This is a genomic window from Frankia torreyi (assembly GCF_000948395.1).
GTDB lineage: Bacteria > Actinomycetota > Actinomycetes > Frankiales > Frankiaceae > Frankia > Frankia torreyi.
Genome location: NZ_JYFN01000004.1, coordinates 162,032 through 179,288 on the forward strand (window position 1 = coordinate 162,032; position 17,257 = coordinate 179,288).

The window sequence follows — 17,257 nt, forward strand, 5'->3', positions numbered from 1 at the left end:
GCCGGTGCCAGTGACCTCCGACAGGGTCAGGGGCCAGGAGATGTCGGCGGCCGGTCCGGGCGAACCGGTCGTGGTGAGCAGTTCGGGCGCCATGTAGCCGACGCTGCCGAGGACCACGCCGGTGACCGTGACGGTCCCGGCACCCCGGTGGCGATCCCGAAGTCGATCACTTTGGCGCCGTCGTCGGCCAGCATCACGTTGCCGGGCTTGAGGTCGCGATGCACCACGCCGGCGCCGTGGATGGCGACCAGGGTCGTCGCCAGCTCCACCGCGAGCGTCTGCAGCGCCGCGGTCGACAGCGGGCCGCTGCGCGCCACCTCGGCCGTCAGGGTCGGGCCCTCGATGTACTCGGTCGCAAGCCACGGAGTCTCCGCCTCCGGGTCGGCGTCCTCGCCGAGGTAGACCATTCCCAGGCCGCCGCTGCCCAGGCGCGCGGGCAGCCGGTACGGCCCCACCGCCCGGGGATCGATGGCGCGCAACGGCCTCACCGGCATCGGACCCCTCCGCTCGTGGCCCACCGCCATCGATGAGCTGTCGGATCGCGACCTGCCCGTGTAGGGCATCGCCACGATGCCCGTCCAGCCACTCCTCGACGTCGGCCCACGGGCGCCGCCGCGGGTCCTCGGCGGACGGACGGCTGATCAGCGGGTCCGGGACGCCCTTCAGGTCGGGCGATCACCTGCGCCCGAGTCCGGGACACCGGCTCGCCGCGTACCCGGTCGAGCATCTCCTGGAGTTGCGTGATGGCCGCCGCCTGCGTGCAGTGAAGGGCCGCGGGTCTCTAGGCGTCGGCGGGCTGTCGAGCCTCTGCGGTCATCTTCTGGATCAGGCGTTCCCAGCCCGGAGTGGCCCCGCCAACGGCGTGAATCGCGGTCCGCACTGCGCAGAGGCTCTTGTAGGCCGCATCAGGGATGGTGTCAGCCTCGATGGTCATGGTGATGTCCATCCGGCCCTCGGTGAGGTTGCCGCCGATGTCGGGGTCGATGAGGTCTTCCAGAGTGAGCAGGGCATCCATGAGCTGGTCGGTGCGAGTCTCGAAGTCGCCGATGGGACCGGTCACCGTGAGCTCGACGAGGCCTTCATACTTCATAGTCCGCCCTCCTTCCAGCAGGTCCTGCTCCTCAGGTAGCTCCGTAGGTTCCGTTCGTATCGCGGGTTCGACGGTGTTAGGTGCACCCACTTGTAGTGACCATCGCCGCACGTACAGAACATCCGGAAGTACCCGCTACCCTTGGTGACTTTCCAACCTTGGGCTTCCCCGTTTCGGAGGAGTGCCTCCAGCTCCTTGATCGGGTGCCGCGGTCGTGGCATCCATCGACCTCCACTCGAACCTACCCGGGCATCGTCGCTGGCACTTGGATTGGTGGCGAACTACACCACGGTAGTTCGCTCCGGGTTACCGCTTCGTGGTCTTCGTGGTGGACCGACAGCTACGCGGCTGAAGTGCGCCGAGGTGGAAGCAACCTCGGGTGTCACCGGTGTCGGAGCGAGGGCGGCCAGTAGCAGGTCATCCGGCCGGCGGCGTGCTCCCGGCGGCGTGCTCCCGGCGGCGTGCTCCCGGCGGCGGGAGACTCACTGACCTCGGGCGCGGCGTCCCACGGCCTCGCAGGGCCGAACCCGCGCAGCCGGGAGACAGGGGGGAGATCGCGAAAGACCAAAGTTCCTGGTAGATCGCGTGATCCGCGAGAACGTGCTGGTAGTGCGGACGAGGTGGCCTGTAAGCCGGGTCCTGTGGCCGGGTCGCCTTGCGGCTCGCCGGTGGCGGCCATCTCTCTCGGGCTGCCGTTGCCGGCAGCCTCCAGCGGTCTACCCGCAGGCTCGGGCGGGCAGCCCTCGAACGCCTGCGCGGCTCGCGACCGGTTACGGCCGCGGGCCTTCTGACCTTGCTCCGGGCGGGGTTTACCGAGCCGCCCAGGTCACCCTGGGCGCTGGTGCGCTCTTACCGCACCGTTTCACCCTTACCGGCGCCGTGACCGGCACCGGCGGTCTGTTTTCTGTGGCACTGTCCCGCGGGTCGCCCCGGGTGGGTGTTACCCACCGCCCTGCCCTGTGGAGCCCGGACTTTCCTCGGCGGCACCGGCGTGAACCGGTGCCGACGCGGCCGCCCGGCCACCTCGTCCGCGTCTTCAGCATAGGGCACGCGCCCGCCTAGAATCCCTGGGCACAGGGGACGGAACTGGACGGCGCGGGGCACGGCCGTGCAGGCGATCATGATGGATGGGGCGACGATGGCGGGATCCGACGAGCCGGGCAAGAGGATCGACCACACCCGCCCCACGAGCCCGCCGCCGCCCCCCGGCGGCCCCGCGGTCCCGGCGCTGGGCGCGGCGCCGGTCGGCGGCACCTCGCCGGGCACGGTGCCTGCGCCCTACCCGGCGGGCACCGCCTACCCGACCGGGGCTGCCGGGGCTCCCGGGGTGGCGGGGACAGCAGGCGGTCCGGCGGCGCCGGGGACGCCGCCGGCGCCCGGCGCGCCGGCCGAGGGGCCGCCGCGGCGGCGTGGGGTCGCCTACACCACCTACGCGATCACGGTGCTGGTACTGGTCATCGCGATTGCCGTCGTCGTGTTTGTGGTCAAGAACGACGCGCGGGTGAGCATCTGGCTCTTCGGCTCCACCCAGCAGATGTCGGTTGCCGCGGCGCTTGCCGCCGCGGCCGCCGCGGGGCTCGTCATCGGCCTGCTCATCGGGGTGATTCCGCAGATCCGGCTGCGCCGCGAGCTGCGTCAGCTACGCAAGGCGGCTCGCGGCCGGTAGGACGCCGAACAAGGGAAACGAACTCCCGCGCGGCGGTCGGTGCTGCGGTGGGCGTCGCGCGGGTATTCCTGACGATCGGCGGCGCGCGCCGCCGATCGTCAGGGTCGCGTTCGCCGCGGAGTTCTCCGGCACTCCGACGGGGTGAAAACGCGCACTCCGCGCGTCGTCGGCGCTGGTATATCCGTCTTCGCTCCGAGCCCGCTGTCGGCGGCAGTACCAGCGTGCGGGACGACGGGTCGATGGCCGGCTTACCGGCCGAGGTTACCGATCTCGCTCAGCCGTCCGTCCCGCCGCGGCCGAAGAACGGGGCTTCCTTCCGGTCGACTTCCGGTCGGCATCCGGTCGGCTGCCGTCTCCTCGCCGCCGCCCAACCGGCCGCGAGGTTGCATAACCGGGGCCCGGGCGGAGCGTGAGAACCCGATGAAGATCCCGCTCCTGTCCGCCGACGAAACGCGGCCGCACCTGTTGCAGATGAGTCATCGACGTGCCGTGTTTCGGCAGCGGCACGCGCATGTGCACGACCATCGAGTGGCAATCCAGGCCGGCGACTTTCCGCGCGGTCCCGTCGCCCATGCCCGCCCCGCCCGGCCGCGCCGGGGAGCGTTCGCGCCGGAGAGCGCGGCCACTGCCCCTCCCCCCGGCCGGGGTGACCCGGGTCGTCCGGCTCCGACCCGGCAGGACTAACGGCCCGCGAGGCGCCGGGCCGGGCGGCGGGACCGGCCACGGATCACCCTTACGGGCCATCGGTGCAGGATGCCGGAGGCCCACCCGCCTCGTCGGCACAAGATGTTCCCTGCTAGGGCGGGCGGGGTGTAGGTGTAGCCCTGGGGCGTTCTGGTGGGGTGGACAAGCCCGTTTCGTGGGTGACCCTTGTGAACGGCTCTGCGTGTGCGCCGCACCGCGGTGGGGGCCCGAACGGCTCCCGCGGTGCTGTCGGTGCCCTGCCCGGCCGGGTTGCGACCCCTGGTGCGGGCCGGGTGCCCGGCCCGTCGTAGCACCCCTGGACCTCGCGTTTTACCGCCGGCACGAGCGTGGCAGCGGAATTCTGCCGGCGGGAAGCGGGGACGCGGTCGGCGCCGGAGGATCATTGTTTTCCTCACATTCACCGGAGTCGACCGGGTGGGCGTTCATCGTTCTCCTGTTGTCGGGTAATGTTTCGAGCAACTTTGATCTGGGAGGTTTCATGGCAGAAACGAGGGCCATTCGCCGACTGGGTCGGACCGCATGTGCGGGAATCACCGGTTCGGGCGTCCCGGGCGCCGCCACCGGCCGGAATGCAAGGATCATCGTCGTGCGCGGCGGTGCCGGCGGCGAGGACGGTCGCGACCTGTCGCCGAGTGTGGCCGCCGTCTCCGAGGAACGGGTCGAACTCGTTGATCGAGTCATTCTCGTGAGGGCTCGGCGGGACATCCCCGAAAGCTGATCGATCCCGCGGCGGAGAAGCCTCCGGGGCGGCGTCACCGGCTTCTCCGTCGCGGTTTGGGGGTGTTTTCGGCCGAAGGGCGGGGGGGCCGCCGGCAGAGGTGGCCGGTTGGGGTAACCGATAGGTGGGTGTCCAGGGAGTCGAATGGCCGGGTAGCTGCGGTTCCATCGGTACAGTCCGATTTGTGACACCGCAGCGCACCGTCCCGCCTCCGGGGGCATACCTCGCGCCGCTTCCGGCGAAGGTACCGAGGCCCGGTACCCCCTGCCGGCGCGCTTTGTCCATTGCTTTGGCGGTGGTGAGCAGTCGGACTTCCGGCCCGCGCCTTCACCGACAGCGGAGCGGAGCTGCGCTAACGGCGGCGTCGAGGGTCCCGTCACCCGGCGGAGATTCGTGCCACGTCTGGTCGCGCCGCGTCCGGCGACGGAACTTCCCCGGCCCCCGGAGTCGTCTGATGAGGGCGTGGGAGGCGTGGCCCGACCGGCGCACATGTGCGTCACAGGTTCCGCGGGCACGGTGGGGTGATGCCGGCGACCGGACCTTCGGCCCCGCCGGGAGCGGGCCGGCGCCGGGCGGCACCTTAGCCGTCCGGCGGGTGGGCCGACGATCGCCGATGGTGGAAAGAACGACGTAAGGAGGGCGTGGTGCCGCCGAGGCCGCTGCGCTCGGGTGACCCCGAGCGGGTCGCCCGGTTCGCGCTGACCGCGCGGCTCGGCTCCGGCGGGATGGGCATCGTGTATCTCGGCGCGGACGACGACACCGGCCAGTTGGTCGCGCTGAAGGTGATCCGGTCGGATTTCGCCGCCGAGCCGGAGTTCCGCTCGCGGTTCCGCCGCGAGATCGAGGCGGCCAGGGCGGTCGGCGGGGCCTGCACGGCCCGGCTGGTCGACGCCGACCCCGACGCCGAGGACCCGTGGATGGCCACCGAGCTCATCCCCGGGCAGAGCCTCGCCGAGACGATCGCCACCCGGGGCGCCATGGACACGCGGGAGGTCGTCGCGCTCGCCGCCGGCCTCGCGGAGGCGCTGACCGCCATCCACGGCGCCGGGATCGTCCACCGTGACCTCAAACCCGGCAACGTCATCCTCGGCGGCGACGGCCCCAAGGTGATCGACTTCGGCATCGCGGCGGCGGTCGACGCCACGGTCGCCACCCGCACCGGGGTCCTGCTCGGCAGCCCCGGCTACATGGCGCCCGAGCAGGTCACCGGGCACGGCGAGGTCGGTCCCGCGGCCGACGTCTTCGCCTGGGGCCTGACCGTGCTCTACGCGGCGACCGGCCGGCCCCCGTTCGGCACCGGCCGCGCCGACGCGCTGCTCTACCGGGTCGTGCACAGCGAGGCCGACACCGGCGACGTCCCCGCCGAGCTGCGGCCGGCGGTGACCGCGGCGCTGGTGAAGGAGCCCGCCGGGCGGCCCAGCGCCGACGATCTGCTGCGGGGACTGATCGGGCCCACCGACGATCCGGCCACGGGTACCCGCCGGCTGCTGCGCGAGGCCTGGAACCCGCCGCCCATCGACCCCGCGGCGTTCGTCCACGTGCCCACGCTCACCCCGTCGCCCACCTCGTCGCGCGCCGGTGACCGGCTGCGCGACGGCGACTTCCACGACAGCCAGACGCTGGCCGGGCTGCCCTCGCCGCGGCCTTCGGTCAGCTTCATCGCTCCGGCCCAGCGCACCCCCGAGCCCAGCCGCCCCACGGCGCGTGCGGTGCGCCGGTTGCGTGGCTGGGCGCCGGGTGTCTTCGCCGCGCCGACCGGAACGTCCGCGCCGGTCCCGCCTGCCCCGCGCGGGCCGTCCCGGGACGCCCTCCCGTCGGTGCCCGACGGCCCTCCCACACCAGCTGNCCCCGCCTCGCCGCCGGACGGCTCCCTGCGGCCGGACGGCTCCCCGCGGTCCGATGTCTTCGGTGAGGTCACGCGGCCGCCGGTGCCGGTTACCCCGGGAACGTCGGCATCGCCGGCCGGCCGGCGCGCCGGGGTCGGCCGGCGGGTGGGCGCCGACGAGCGTGCGGCGGCGGCCCGCGCCGCGGACGGCTCCGGGCCGGCGCCCGGCGGTCAGCGTCAGGCCGCGGCCGCCGAGCCGACCCCGGGCCGGGATCCCGGGTCGGCCAACGCGATGACCCCCTGGGCGCCCATCGGCGCACCGGCGGACCGTAAGGAGCTGGATCCGGCGGCGGCCGGCACCGGACTCGACCCGAACTCATCCGGCGGGGCCCCCGCCGATGCGGCTGCCGCAGCCGTGGCCGTCCCCTGGTGGCGGGTGCCGGATCCGGGCGTCCCGGACCGGACCGCGGCGGCGTCCGGCGACGCCGCGCCGCCGGCTGCCGCCGCGCTCGGGCGTGGGCCGGACCATGCCGACCCACGTGCGCCGATGCCGATGCCGATGCCGCCGCGCTGCACGACGGAAGCGGGGGAGTCGTCGCCGGGGGCGCCGGTGCCGGCCGGCGCGCGGACCGCCGGCGCCGAGAACCTGATGGGCGCCGAGGCGTGGGAGGGATCGGGACCGGTGGCTCGCCCGGCCGGCTCGGGCGGGCCCGGCGGTGCGGGCGAGCTCCCCGGTTCCGGGAGGTCTGGCCGCGCGGGCCGGCCGGCGCGGTTGGGCGCGGGGCGCCGAGCGAGGTCCAGCCCACCGACGCCCGCGGGCGCGGCGTCCTCGCCGGCGGGCGTCGCCGCCGGGGCCGTGGGTCACCTGCCGGCGACGAACAGGGCCGGTTTCCCCGCGCAGACGCCTGCCCCGCCCGGTTCGGACGGTTCCTTCGTCTGGCGAGGCCCGGCCGGTTGGGAGGGTTCGGCCGGTCCAGAGCTCACGGCCGGCCGGGATCACCCCGGCGGGGCGGAGCCGGCGCCAGGCCCGACGGGCCGCCCGGGCGAGGGCACCTCGACCGCAGGGCCCTGTCCGGTTGACGCGGCGGCCCTGCCCGGCCCGGACGGGACCGTCGTGGCGACGGGGACCGCGGGAGCCGGGACGCAGGCAGGTGGGTCGCCGGCGAGCGGTGCCGGGGCTGATGGGGCTAATGGGGCTAATGGGGCCCGGTCTGGCGCGCGCGCGGCGGGGCGGACTGCGGAGCAGGCGTGGGCCGCGCCGCAGGCCGGGCCGGCGGCGGGCGGCGATCAGAGCGGGCCGAGCTCGGCGGCCCCGATGGGCCCGGGGGAGCCGGACGTCGGGGGGCGGGCGGACGTCGGGGGGCCGGATGTCGTCGAGGGGCCGGGCGGGACCGGCGAGTCGCGCGGCCGGGCCGGCCAGGCAGCCCGGTACCCCAGGCGGACGGCGGCCCTGGCCGCGCTGGCTGCGGCGGTCGCCGGCCTGGCCGCACTGGGCGCCGCCCACGCCGCGGACGAGTCCGACCACTCCCCGTCCCGGCAACCCGCGGCGCCGCGCGTGATCCAGGTTGTTCCCTCCGGTGTTCCCGGCCCCGGCTCCGGACTGGGCCTGCGACCCCGCTCGGGCGTGGGCCGACCTGCCAACGTGCCCGGCGGCCCGCCGTCCCCGGGTGCTCAGTCCCGGGCCGATCAGTCCCCGGTCGTCACCGTCCTGAGCGCGGCGCAGATGGTGCCCCTGTCGGCGGTCCCCGCGTTCCGTGGGGTGATCGGGCAGCTCTCGCAGGGCCGGCAGTTCGGCGACTTCGTCACCGCCCACAACACCGGCGTCGTCTTCCTGGAGGTCCTCGCGCCGGGCCAGGACAACGCCCGGGCCTTCTTCCCCGGCCCGGACCTCGGAGGCGACCCGCTGCCGAACTTCACCCTGGTCGCGTCGTGCGACGCCCCGGGCGGTGGGCAGACGCCGGGCTTCGGTCCCGACCGGGGCTGCACCGGCACCACCTATCGGCTGGCCGGGTTGACCGGCGGCGGGGCCAGTTTCGACTTCGCGCAGGGCTTCTACCGGCTGCACGGATACTTCCTCGTCGATGTGGTCCCCGGGATGCAGCAGGGCCTGCAGACCGTCAATCTGCACGCGGTCGACGCCCGGATTCTGCCGCGCTGACCGTATTTGCGACCCGGCCTCGGCGGCGAGCTGGGCTTTTTATCTCTATTGTCCGGCCGTGTCGGACGGGTTTGTGGCCGGCCGGTGACGGAGAAAACCAGGGCAGGCTCTCTCTTGGGGGTGTGCGGTGTTTCAAATCATCTGGATTATTCTCGCCGGCCTGGTGATCGGCCTGCTGGCCCGACTGATCCTCCGGGGTAGGCAGGACATTCCGATCTGGCTGACGGTCGCTCTCGGCATCGTGGGCGCGCTGGTCGGCAACGTGATCGCCAGCGCAATCGGGGTGCGCCATACCGGCGGCGTCGACTGGATTCGGCACATCCTGCAGGTCGGTGTCGCGGTCGGGCTGGTCGCCGTCGTCGCGCCGTTGTGGGCGACGCGGCACACCCATGGCAGCGACCGCCATCAGCGGCATACGGCGGGCCGGCTGTGACTGGCCGTCAGCGGCCCCGGCGGACCCAGTCGTCGTAGTCGACGCCCTCCTCGCCGATGGTCGTGTCGTCGCCGTGCCCGGTGTGCACAACGGTGTTCGCCGGCAGGGTGAGCAGTTGCGTGCGGATCGAGGCGAGGATCGTCGGGAAGTCCGAGTAGGACCGCCCGGTGGCCCCCGGCCCGCCGCGGAACAGCGTGTCCCCGCTGAACAGCACCGGTTCGCCGGTCAGCTCGCCGAACAGGCAGATCCCGCCGGGGGAGTGGCCCGGGGTGTGCAGCACCCGCAGCGATCCGCCGCCGGGCAGGCCGACGAGCTGACCGTCGGCGAGCGATCGGTCGGGCGCGCGGTGCGGGTAGATCGTCCGCCACAGCATCACGTCGGCCGGGTGCAGCGCGATCGGCGCCCGCACCAGGTCGGCGAGCTCCGCCGCCGCGTTGATGTGGTCGTTGTGCCCGTGGGTGGCGATGATCGAGGTCACGACGCGGGTGCCGACCGCCGCCGCGATCACCGACGGGTCGTGCGCGGCATCAATGACCAGGACCTCCTGGTCGTTGCCGACGAGCCAGACGTTGTTGTCGACGGTGAACGTCTGGCCGTCCAGGGTGAAGTCGCCGCGGGTGATCACGCGGTCCACCCGAAGCCCCGCATTGCCGGTCATGGCGCCCGCTCCTCTGTTCCCGAATTCCCGATCGGGTCGGAGACCCGGAGGATCCGCCCGCCGTGCACCGGGGCGCCGCCGGTGGCGGCGGTCCCCGACACGTCGACCGTATCGGGCGCTTCGCGGGTTCGGATCGACCCACCGCCCGCGCGACACCGCCGACGCACGCGGCCCTCGCCGGCACCCCGTCCGGGTGCCGGCGTCCCCGCCCGCGGGGACACTCGACGGGCCCTGGATCTTGACGGGCCCTGGATCTTGACGGGCTCTGGATCTCGACGGGCTCTAGAGGACGACGACGCTGCGCAGCACGTCGCCGCGGCGCATCCGGGCGAACGCCTCCTCCACGTCGCTGATCCCGACCGTCTCGGTGACGAAGGCGTCGAGGTCGAGGCGGCCCCGACGGTACAGGTCGATGAGGATCGGGAAGTCGCGGCTGGGCAGGCAGTCCCCGTACCAGGACGACGACAGGTGGCCGCCGCGGCCGAAGACCTCCGCGAGTGGCAGCTCGACGGTCATCGTCGGGTCCGGCACCCCCACCAGGACCAGCCGCCCGGCCAGGTCGCGGGCGTCGAACGCCTGCCGGTACGTCTCGGGGCGGCCCACCGCCTCGATGATGACGTCGGCGCCGAAGCCGTCGGTGAGGTCGCGGACCGCCTGCACGGGGTCGGCCGAGCGGGCGTCCACGGTGTCGGTGGCCCCGAAGTGGCGGGCCCAGGTCAGCTTGCGCTCGTCGACATCCACCGCGATGATCTTCCGGGCGCCGGCGATGGCGGCGCCGGCGATCGCCGCGTTCCCGACGCCCCCGCAGCCGATGACCGCCACCGTCTCCCCGCGGGTGACCCGCCCGGTGTTCACCGCCGCGCCGAAGCCGGCCATCACCCCGCAGCCGATCAGGCCGGCCGCCTCCGGTCGCGCCGCCGGGTCCACGGGCACGCACTGGCCGGCGGCGACCAGGGTGAGCGGCGTGAACGCCCCGATGCCCAGCGCCGGCGCCAGCGGCGTGCCGTCCTCGAGCGTCATCGGCTGGGCGGCGTTGCGGGAGTCGAAGCAGTACCAGGCCATCCCGCGCCGACAGGCCCGACACGTCCCGCACGGCGCCCGCCAGGCCAGCACCACGTAGTCGCCGGGGGCCAGGCCCGTCACGCCCTCGCCGACCGACTCGACCGTGCCGGCGGCCTCGTGGCCGAGCAGGAACGGGTAGTCGTCGTTGATCGCGCCCTCGCGGTAATGCAGATCGGTGTGGCACACGCCGCAGGCGCGCACGCGCACGCGGGCCTCGCCCGGCCCCGGGTCCGGGACGATGATCCGCTCCAGACCGACCGGCGCGCCCTTGTGTCGGGCCACCACCGCTTCCACCGTCTGTGCGCCCATAGGAGAGCTCCCTTCACTCGGAAAACGCCTCGTCGTCGCCCGGCCCGCCGCACGGCTCGGCCCGTATCACCGGCCACCCCGCCGAGCACGCTCGCGGACCGTATCCGTTGCGGTGCAAGCCTGACCGAACCGCATCGGTGACCCCTGGTGCATGATTTCGTACCCCTGTGGGCGTGACCCGTCCAACGCACACCGCCCCCGATGGCGCGACACGCCGCTTTACGGCCACCCAGCGCCGCCGGGAACGGGTGAGTGTCGGTACGCTCCTACCGGTCCGTTTCTGCTCTTTGTAGAAGGAGCAACCCCTCCGTGGTCCGATTTGCCGACGCTCCCTCCGTCGATTCCCCGAAACGCCGCACCTACGGTGAGGTGACCGTCGGTGACCCTCGGTTGTCCGAGGATGGGCGGCTCGAAGCCGGCGGCGAGAGCGTCGACGAAGGGGTGGGCCAGCCCGGCCCCACCGGCCGGCCGCTGCCGTCGTNCCCCGNCCCCGCCTCGCTGACCTCCCACGGTCCCGCCTGGATCGTGGCCATGTGCAACCAGAAGGGCGGCGTCGGCAAGACCACCAGCACGATCAACCTCGGCGCCGCCCTCGCCGAGTACGGCCGCCGCGTGCTGCTGGTCGACTTCGACCCGCAGGGCGCGCTGTCGGTCGGCCTCGGCATCAACCCGATGCAGTTCGACCTGACCGTGCATGACCTGCTGCTCGGCGGGGACGCCCACGTCCGCGACGTCATCGTCGAGACCCAGGTCGACAATCTGGACCTGCTGCCGAGCAACATCGACCTGTCCGCCGCCGAGGTGCTGCTGGTCACCGAGGTCGGCCGCGAGCACAGCCTCGCCCGCGCGCTTGCCCCCATCCTCGACGACTACGACGTCATCCTCGTCGACTGCCAGCCCTCGCTCGGTCTGCTGACCGTGAACGCGCTGACCGCGGCGGACGCCGTCATCGTCCCGCTGGAATGCGAGTACTTCGCGTTGCGCGGCGTCGCGCTGCTGCTGCAGACGATCGACAAGGTGCGCGAGCGGCTCAACTCGCGCCTCGAGCTCGCCGGCATCCTCGCCACCATGTACGACGCCCGCACGCTGCATGCCCGCGAGGTGCTGGCCCGGGTCGTGGAGCGCTTCCCCGACGAGGTGTTCCACACGGTGATCAACCGCACGGTCCGTTTCCCGGAGACGACCGTGGCCGGTGAGCCGATCACGACGTACGCGCCCACCTCGGTCGGCGCCGCCGGCTACCGGCGGCTGGCCCGCGAGCTGATGGTCCGGCACAACACGCCCCCGCTCGTCGGCTGAATCCGGGCTTTTGCATGATCGGGGCGAAAAGGTAGCAACGTGCTTTTCCATCTCGCCGAGCCGGCGGCGCTGCTCGGGATCGTCGTCGCGTTCCTGATCGGGGTGTTCGCGCACGACGCCGCCCAGGTCCTCACCGCGCGGGTGGTCCGGGACCCCACCCCGCTGCGCAGCGGTCGGCTCACCACCGGCGTCAAGGACCGGCTCAGCCCCTTCAGCGGGCTCGCCGTGTTCATCGTCGGCCACGGCTGGGCCGAGTCGGTGCCGATGAACGACGTGTGGCGGCGGCGGCGCTTCCACGTCGCGGCCGCGGTGCTCGCGGGCCCGCTGGCCTACCTGCTGCTGGCGCTCGGTTCGCTCGCGCTGTTCCAGGTGGTCGGCGACCCGGCCAGGATCTTCCTCGGTGACCGGGTGACCGAGGTGACCGTGCCGGACAGCTTCGCCGCCGAGTTCACCCTGTGGCTGGCGATCACCTTCGGTTCGATGTTCATCGTCAGCCTCATCCCGGTCCCGCCGACGGACGCCGGGCGGCTGGTGTTCCTGCTCGGCGGGACGTCGTCGGGCTGGCGCAGCACCTACCACCGGCTCACCGACGGCAACATCGGCCTGGTCATCCTGCTGGCGCTGCTGTTGCTGCCGGTGCTGTTCGTCGGGTTCCCGTCGGTCGTCGGCCAGCTCATCGGCCCGCTGCTGCGCGGGCTCGCCGCTCTGATCGGTCTCCACCTGGCTTGAGCACGATCATGACCGCTGGCCTGGGGCGTAGCGTGGCGTCATGACCCGGGCCAGAGCCGATGCCGCCGGGGCCGAGCCGGCGACACCGACCGCCCGAGGGGGGCGGACCGAGCCCTTCGTCGTCGAGCTGGCCAACTTCACCGGTCCGTTCGACCTGCTGCTCTCGCTCATCGCCAAGCACCGCCTCGACGTGACCGAGGTCGCGCTGTCCCAGGTCACCGACGAGTTCGTCGCGCACATCCGCCGGCTGGGGGACCGGTTCGACCTCGGCCAGGCGACCGAGTTCCTGGTGATCGCCGCGACCCTGCTCGACCTCAAGGCCGCCCGGCTGCTGCCCGGCGCGCTGTCCGACGACGAGTCCGAGGACCTCGCCCTGCTTGAGGCCCGCGACCTGCTGTTCGCCCGACTGCTGCAGTACCGGGCGTACAAGGAGGCGTCGGCGCTGTTCGCCGGGCTGATGGCGCTGGAGGCCCGCCATGTGCCCCGCGCCGTGCCGCTGGAGCCCCGCTACGCCGCCGCCCTGCCCGAGGTGCAGATCGGCATCGGCCCTACGGAGCTCGCGGCGCTGGCCGCGAAGCTGCGTGAGCCGCCGCTGCCGCCGCTGGTCGCCACCGACCACGTGCACCTGCCCCGGATCAGCGTCCGGGAGCACATGCTCGCGATCATCTTGCTGCTGCGGGAGCTCGGCGCCGCGGACTTCCGCACGCTGTGCGCGGGCTGCCAGCAGACGATCGAGGTGGTCGCCCGCTTCCTGGCCCTGCTGGAGCTGTTCCGCGAGGGCCGGATCTCCTTCGACCAGGAGATTCCCCTCGGGGAGCTGACGGTGCGCTGGATCGCCGTCGACCCGGCCGCGGACGGCGACCTGCTGTCCATCGGCCGGGGGCTGTACGACGAGGATCCGGCCGACGAACCGCGGGAGGCGGCATCGTGAGCGAACAGCCGGACGCCGGCGTAGGCGGTGAGGCGGCGGTCGCGTCGCCCGGTGCGGACCGGCCGCCGCTGGCGGCGCTGCTGGAGGCGGTGCTCATGGTTGCGGAGCGGCCGGTCGGCGTCGCGGAGCTCGCCACCGGGCTCGGCGCCCCGGCCCGTGAGATCGAACGGCTGCTTCCCGAGCTCGCCGAGGGATACGTCCGCGACGGCCGCGGTTTCCGGCTGCGTCACGTCGGCGCCGGCTGGCGGTTCTACACCGCCGACGAGTGTGCCCCCTGGGTGGAGGGCTTCGTGCTCGCCGGCCAGTCCGCCCGGCTGTCCCAGGCGGCGCTGGAGACCCTCGCCGTCGTCGCCTACCAGCAGCCCGTCAGCCGCGGACGGATCGCCGCGGTGCGCGGCGTCTCTGCCGATGGCGTCATCCGCACCCTGACCGCACGGCGGCTCGTCGAGGAGATCGGGCACGATCCCGAAACCGGTGCCATCCTGTATGGAACGACCGACTACTTCCTGGAACGGATGGGCCTGCGCGGGCTCGACGAGCTGCCGCCTCTGGCCCCCCTGCTGCCCGGACTCGACGATCTGGATGACATCGTTGCCCCATGAACGCTGCTGCTGACCGCCCCCGCGCGCCGCGCGACGCCCGCGCCCGCCGGGACGGCCGCCCACCCGCGGACGGCCGCCCCACCCGGGAGCCCCGCCTCGCCCGAGGGGAAGCCCGCCCCTCCCGAGAGGCTCGGCCTGCCCGTGGGGAGGTTCGCCCTGCCCGTGGGGAGGCGCGTCCTGCCCGTGGGGAGGTTCGGCCCAGCAGCGGGGAGGCTCGACCCGCCCGCGGAGAGGGCCGTCCCGTTCGTGGGGAGGCTCGGCCAACATGGGAGGCTCGGCCGGCTCGTGGGGAGGGCCGTCCCGCACGTGGGGAGGGCCGTCCGGCTCGTGGGGACGCTCGGCCTGTCCGGGGAGACGCTCGGCCCGTTCGTGGGGAGGGCCGTCCGACGGCCCGTGGGGAGGGCCGTCCCGTTCGTGGGGAGGGCCGTCCGGCTCGTGGGGAGGGCCGTCCGGCTCGTGGGGACGCTCGGCCTGTCCGGGGAGACGCTCGGCCCGTTAGTGGGGAGGGCCGTCCCGTTCGTGGGGAGGGCCGTTCGGCTCGTGGGGACGCTCGCCCCGTCCGTGGGGAGGCGCGTCCTGCCCGCGGGGAGGCTCGGCCGGCCCGGGAAGCGGGGCCGGCTCGGGAGGAGCGTCCCGTGCGGGCGCCGCGGGACCCGGCTTCCGCCGCGGACGAGGGCATTCGGCTGCAGAAGGTGCTCGCCGCGGCCGGCATCGGTTCCCGCCGGCGTGGCGAGGAGCTCATCGCCGACGGCCGGGTCAGCGTGGACGGTGTCGTCGTGCGCGAGCAGGGCCGCCGCGTCAACCCGGAGACCGCGATCATCGAGGTCGACGGCGACCGGATCGTCACGCGCACCGGCCTGGTCCACCTGGCGCTGAACAAGCCGCGCGGGGTGCTGTCGGCCATGTCCGACGACCGCGGCCGGCCCACCATCGCCGACCTGCTCACCGAGTTCGGCGGCGGGCTGTTCCACGTCGGCCGCCTCGACGGCGACAGCGAGGGGCTGCTGCTGGTCACCAACGACGGCGAGCTCGCCCACCGCCTGACCCATCCCTCCTACGAGGTGCCCAAGTCCTACCTGGTCGAGGTCTCCGGGCCGCTGCGCCGCGAGGTACCGCGCACGCTGCGCGCCGGCGTCGAGCTCGACGACGGGCTGGCGCGGGCGGACTCGGTGCAGATCGTCGATCAGGCGAACGGTCGGGTGATGCTGGAGATCGTCGTGCACGAGGGTCGCAATCGCATCGTCCGCCGGATGATGGAGACCGTCGGTTACCCGGTGCACCGGCTCGTCCGCACCCGGCTCGGCGCGGTCTACCTCGGCACCCTGCGCTCCGGCCGAGCCCGCCATCTCACCCGCGGCGAGATCGGCGCCCTCTACCGCAACGTCGGCCTGTAGCCGAGTAACGGAATCCGCCTCAGTCACCTCGGGTCGCTCCTCTATCAACCCTGTGGCGCCGCAGAGTTACCGGCTGCCCGGCTCCGGCCAGATTGCGGCCAGATCGTGCCGAGGCTTGGGTACGTTTTTCCGAAAAACCGTACCGAAGCCTCGGCATGATTGTGTGCATGGATAGTTACGGAAAGCCACAGACGTGTAGGGCGGCCAGTGGGCACCACGCCGGGAGCCGAGGCGACCCCGGTCGTCTGACCAGATCTTCACGGCCACCGACCGAGGGCCTGCTCGCAGCGACACACCTCGGCGCCGGCTGTCGACAAGGAGCGCCACAGGCCCGAGCACGGCGAGTGTGTCGAAAGATGTCGCCATAGGCTGTCGGTCATGGTCGGATCGGGCTGGGACGATGCCCAGTTGCCGCGGCTGCGCCGGGTCGGTGTGGTCGGCACGGGTCTCATCGGCACCAGCATCGGGCTGGCGCTGTCCGCGCAGGGCGTGGAGGTCCTGCTCCGCGACGCCGACGAGGCTCAGGTCGCCATCGCCGCGAAGATGGGCGCGGGGCACCCCTGGGCGGGGGAGCGGGTCGAGCACGCCATCGTCGCCACCCCGCTGCCGACGATCCCGGGCGAGGTCCGGGCGCTGGCCCGCGCCGGGCTCGCCGACACGGTCAGCGACGCCGGCAGCGTCAAGGTCCGCCCGCTGGTCGAGGGCGTCCAGCTCGGCTGCGACCTGTCGACGTGGTGCCCGGCGCATCCCATCGCCGGGCGGGAGCGGCACGGCGCGGTCTCGGCGCGCGCCGACCTGTTCGCCGAGCGGGTGTGGGCCATCTGCCCGGTCCCGCACACCGGCGCCGCCGCCCTGCATGCCACCGTGGCGCTGGCCCTGGCCTGCGGCGCCACCCCCGTGCGGACCACGCCGCAGCGTCACGACGAGGCGATGGCGACCGTCTCGCACGTGCCCCAGCTCGTCGCCAGCGCGCTCGCCGGGGTGCTGGTGGGGCTCTCGCCGGGGGAGGTGCCGCTCGCCGGTCAGGGGTTCCGGGACACCACCCGGCTCGCCGACAGCGACGCCGAGCTGTGGGCGGGGATCGTCGAGGGCAACCGGGGGCCGATCGCCCGGCGGGTGCGCGACCTCGGCTCCCGGCTGACCGCGCTGGCCGACGTCCTCGACGCGGCCGGCGCCGACGAGGTCACCGCGGCGGTCACCCGGCTCATGCGGGACGGGCACACGGGCCGCGCGCTGCTGCCGCGTAAGGCCGGCGCCACGGCGCGGTCCTGGGGCTGGGTCGGCGTCGTGCTCGACGACCGGCCCGGGCAGCTCGCCGCGATCGTCGGCCTCATCAGCGCGTGGGACGTCAACATCGAGGATGTCGGTCCGTTCGAGCACAGTCTGGATGCGCCGGCCGGCATCGTCGAACTGGCCGTCGATCCGGCGGTCGCGGACAGTCTCGTCGACCGGCTCACAAGCACCGGATGGACGGCATACCGACGATCCTGATGCGGTACCGAGTAGCCTGATCCGGGTTGCCCGCGACGGTTCCCGCCGCGGTGCGACCGACGGGTTGACGCCACCGGCCCGCCCTTCGGCCCGGTTCGCGTGCCGGGAGTCGTCTGACGTTCATCGTCCGGTGACCGCGGCCGGCGGGCCGGCTACCGCCCTCGCGGTGGGCGAGGGTCGGGGCGGA

At 73.5% G+C, this 17,257-nt stretch carries 12 protein-coding genes, 1 other RNA gene and 2 pseudogenes; 10 read left to right on the forward strand and 5 right to left on the reverse strand.

Annotated features, from left to right (window positions below; all coding sequences use genetic code 11):
- Positions 1-26: 26 nt before the first annotated feature.
- The 3 genes from FF36_RS04205 to rnpB all read right to left on the reverse strand — a co-directional run bounded on the left by FF36_RS04205 (position 27) and on the right by rnpB (position 2,117).
- Positions 27-494, reverse strand: a complete 468-nt coding sequence (locus FF36_RS04205; RefSeq protein WP_242422282.1) for a protein kinase domain-containing protein — start codon at positions 492-494, stop codon at positions 27-29.
- Positions 495-781: 287 nt separating this feature from the next.
- The gene (locus FF36_RS04210) at positions 782-1,090 is read right to left on the reverse strand and encodes a hypothetical protein (RefSeq protein WP_044883631.1); all 309 of its coding nucleotides are present in this window, start codon (positions 1,088-1,090) and stop codon (positions 782-784) included.
- A gap of 612 nt (positions 1,091-1,702) precedes the next feature.
- Positions 1,703-2,117: RNase P RNA component class A (rnpB, locus tag FF36_RS31385), an RNA gene on the reverse strand.
- Positions 2,118-2,228: 111 nt separating this feature from the next.
- Here rnpB and FF36_RS04215 point away from each other — a divergent pair.
- The 3 genes from FF36_RS04215 (at position 2,229) to FF36_RS04225 (ending at position 8,595) form a co-directional block, all read left to right on the forward strand.
- On the forward strand, positions 2,229-2,756 hold the full coding sequence (locus tag FF36_RS04215) for a lipopolysaccharide assembly protein LapA domain-containing protein (protein WP_044883692.1): 528 nt from the start codon (positions 2,229-2,231) through the stop codon (positions 2,754-2,756).
- Positions 2,757-4,823: 2,067 nt separating this feature from the next.
- A partial coding sequence (locus FF36_RS40655) for a serine/threonine-protein kinase (RefSeq protein WP_422615070.1) occupies positions 4,824-6,024 on the forward strand: 1,201 nt, incomplete at its 3' end.
- Between the two features lie 2,265 nt (positions 6,025-8,289).
- Positions 8,290-8,595 (forward strand): GlsB/YeaQ/YmgE family stress response membrane protein, encoded by a 306-nt coding sequence (locus FF36_RS04225; protein ID WP_044883632.1) that lies wholly within the window; start codon positions 8,290-8,292, stop codon positions 8,593-8,595.
- Between the two features lie 7 nt (positions 8,596-8,602).
- Here the strand turns inward: FF36_RS04225 and FF36_RS04230 are convergent, their stop codons facing one another.
- Positions 8,603-9,253, reverse strand: a complete 651-nt coding sequence (locus FF36_RS04230; RefSeq protein WP_044883633.1) for an MBL fold metallo-hydrolase — start codon at positions 9,251-9,253, stop codon at positions 8,603-8,605.
- Positions 9,254-9,535: 282 nt separating this feature from the next.
- Positions 9,536-10,624 (reverse strand): S-(hydroxymethyl)mycothiol dehydrogenase, encoded by a 1,089-nt coding sequence (locus FF36_RS04235; RefSeq protein WP_044883634.1) that lies wholly within the window; start codon positions 10,622-10,624, stop codon positions 9,536-9,538.
- 309 nt (positions 10,625-10,933) lie between these two features.
- Here FF36_RS04235 and FF36_RS37070 point away from each other — a divergent pair.
- The 7 genes and pseudogenes from FF36_RS37070 to FF36_RS04265 all read left to right on the forward strand — a co-directional run.
- Positions 10,934-11,105: pseudogene (locus FF36_RS37070) on the forward strand (chromosome partitioning ATPase); the annotation flags it as partial.
- A 7-nt stretch (positions 11,106-11,112) separates the two neighbouring features.
- A pseudogene (locus tag FF36_RS04240) lies at positions 11,113-11,923 on the forward strand (ParA family protein); the annotation flags it as partial.
- A 39-nt stretch (positions 11,924-11,962) separates the two neighbouring features.
- The gene (locus tag FF36_RS04245) at positions 11,963-12,652 is read left to right on the forward strand and encodes a zinc metalloprotease (RefSeq protein WP_044883636.1); all 690 of its coding nucleotides are present in this window, start codon (positions 11,963-11,965) and stop codon (positions 12,650-12,652) included.
- 40 nt (positions 12,653-12,692) lie between these two features.
- Positions 12,693-13,583: a segregation and condensation protein A gene (locus FF36_RS04250; RefSeq protein WP_044883637.1), complete on the forward strand. Its 891-nt coding sequence runs from the start codon at positions 12,693-12,695 to the stop codon at positions 13,581-13,583.
- A complete protein-coding gene (scpB, locus tag FF36_RS04255; protein ID WP_044883638.1) occupies positions 13,580-14,185 on the forward strand; it encodes an SMC-Scp complex subunit ScpB in 606 nt (201 codons plus the stop codon). Before FF36_RS04250 ends, scpB begins: the two co-directional genes overlap by 4 nt.
- A 635-nt stretch (positions 14,186-14,820) precedes the next feature.
- Entirely contained in the window at positions 14,821-15,579 is a 759-nt protein-coding gene (locus tag FF36_RS04260) for a pseudouridine synthase (RefSeq protein ID WP_044883639.1), read from the forward strand.
- Between the two features lie 378 nt (positions 15,580-15,957).
- On the forward strand, positions 15,958-17,070 hold the full coding sequence (locus FF36_RS04265; protein ID WP_044883640.1) for a prephenate dehydrogenase: 1,113 nt from the start codon (positions 15,958-15,960) through the stop codon (positions 17,068-17,070).
- Positions 17,071-17,257: the final 187 nt, after the last annotated feature.

Bases quoted from the DNA above. Each gene is read 5' to 3' on its own strand.
- FF36_RS04205 (WP_242422282.1), bottom strand. From the start codon at position 494: ATGCCGGTGAGGCCGTTGCGCGCCATCGATCCCCGGGCGGTGGGGCCG.
- FF36_RS04210 (WP_044883631.1), bottom strand. From the start codon at position 1,090: ATGAAGTATGAAGGCCTCGTCGAGCTCACGGTGACCGGTCCCATCGGC.
- FF36_RS04215 (WP_044883692.1), top strand. From the start codon at position 2,229: ATGGCGGGATCCGACGAGCCGGGCAAGAGGATCGACCACACCCGCCCC.
- FF36_RS04230 (WP_044883633.1), bottom strand. From the start codon at position 9,253: ATGACCGGCAATGCGGGGCTTCGGGTGGACCGCGTGATCACCCGCGGC.
- FF36_RS04235 (WP_044883634.1), bottom strand. From the start codon at position 10,624: ATGGGCGCACAGACGGTGGAAGCGGTGGTGGCCCGACACAAGGGCGCG.
- FF36_RS04250 (WP_044883637.1), top strand. From the start codon at position 12,693: ATGACCCGGGCCAGAGCCGATGCCGCCGGGGCCGAGCCGGCGACACCG.
- FF36_RS04265 (WP_044883640.1), top strand. From the start codon at position 15,958: ATGGTCGGATCGGGCTGGGACGATGCCCAGTTGCCGCGGCTGCGCCGG.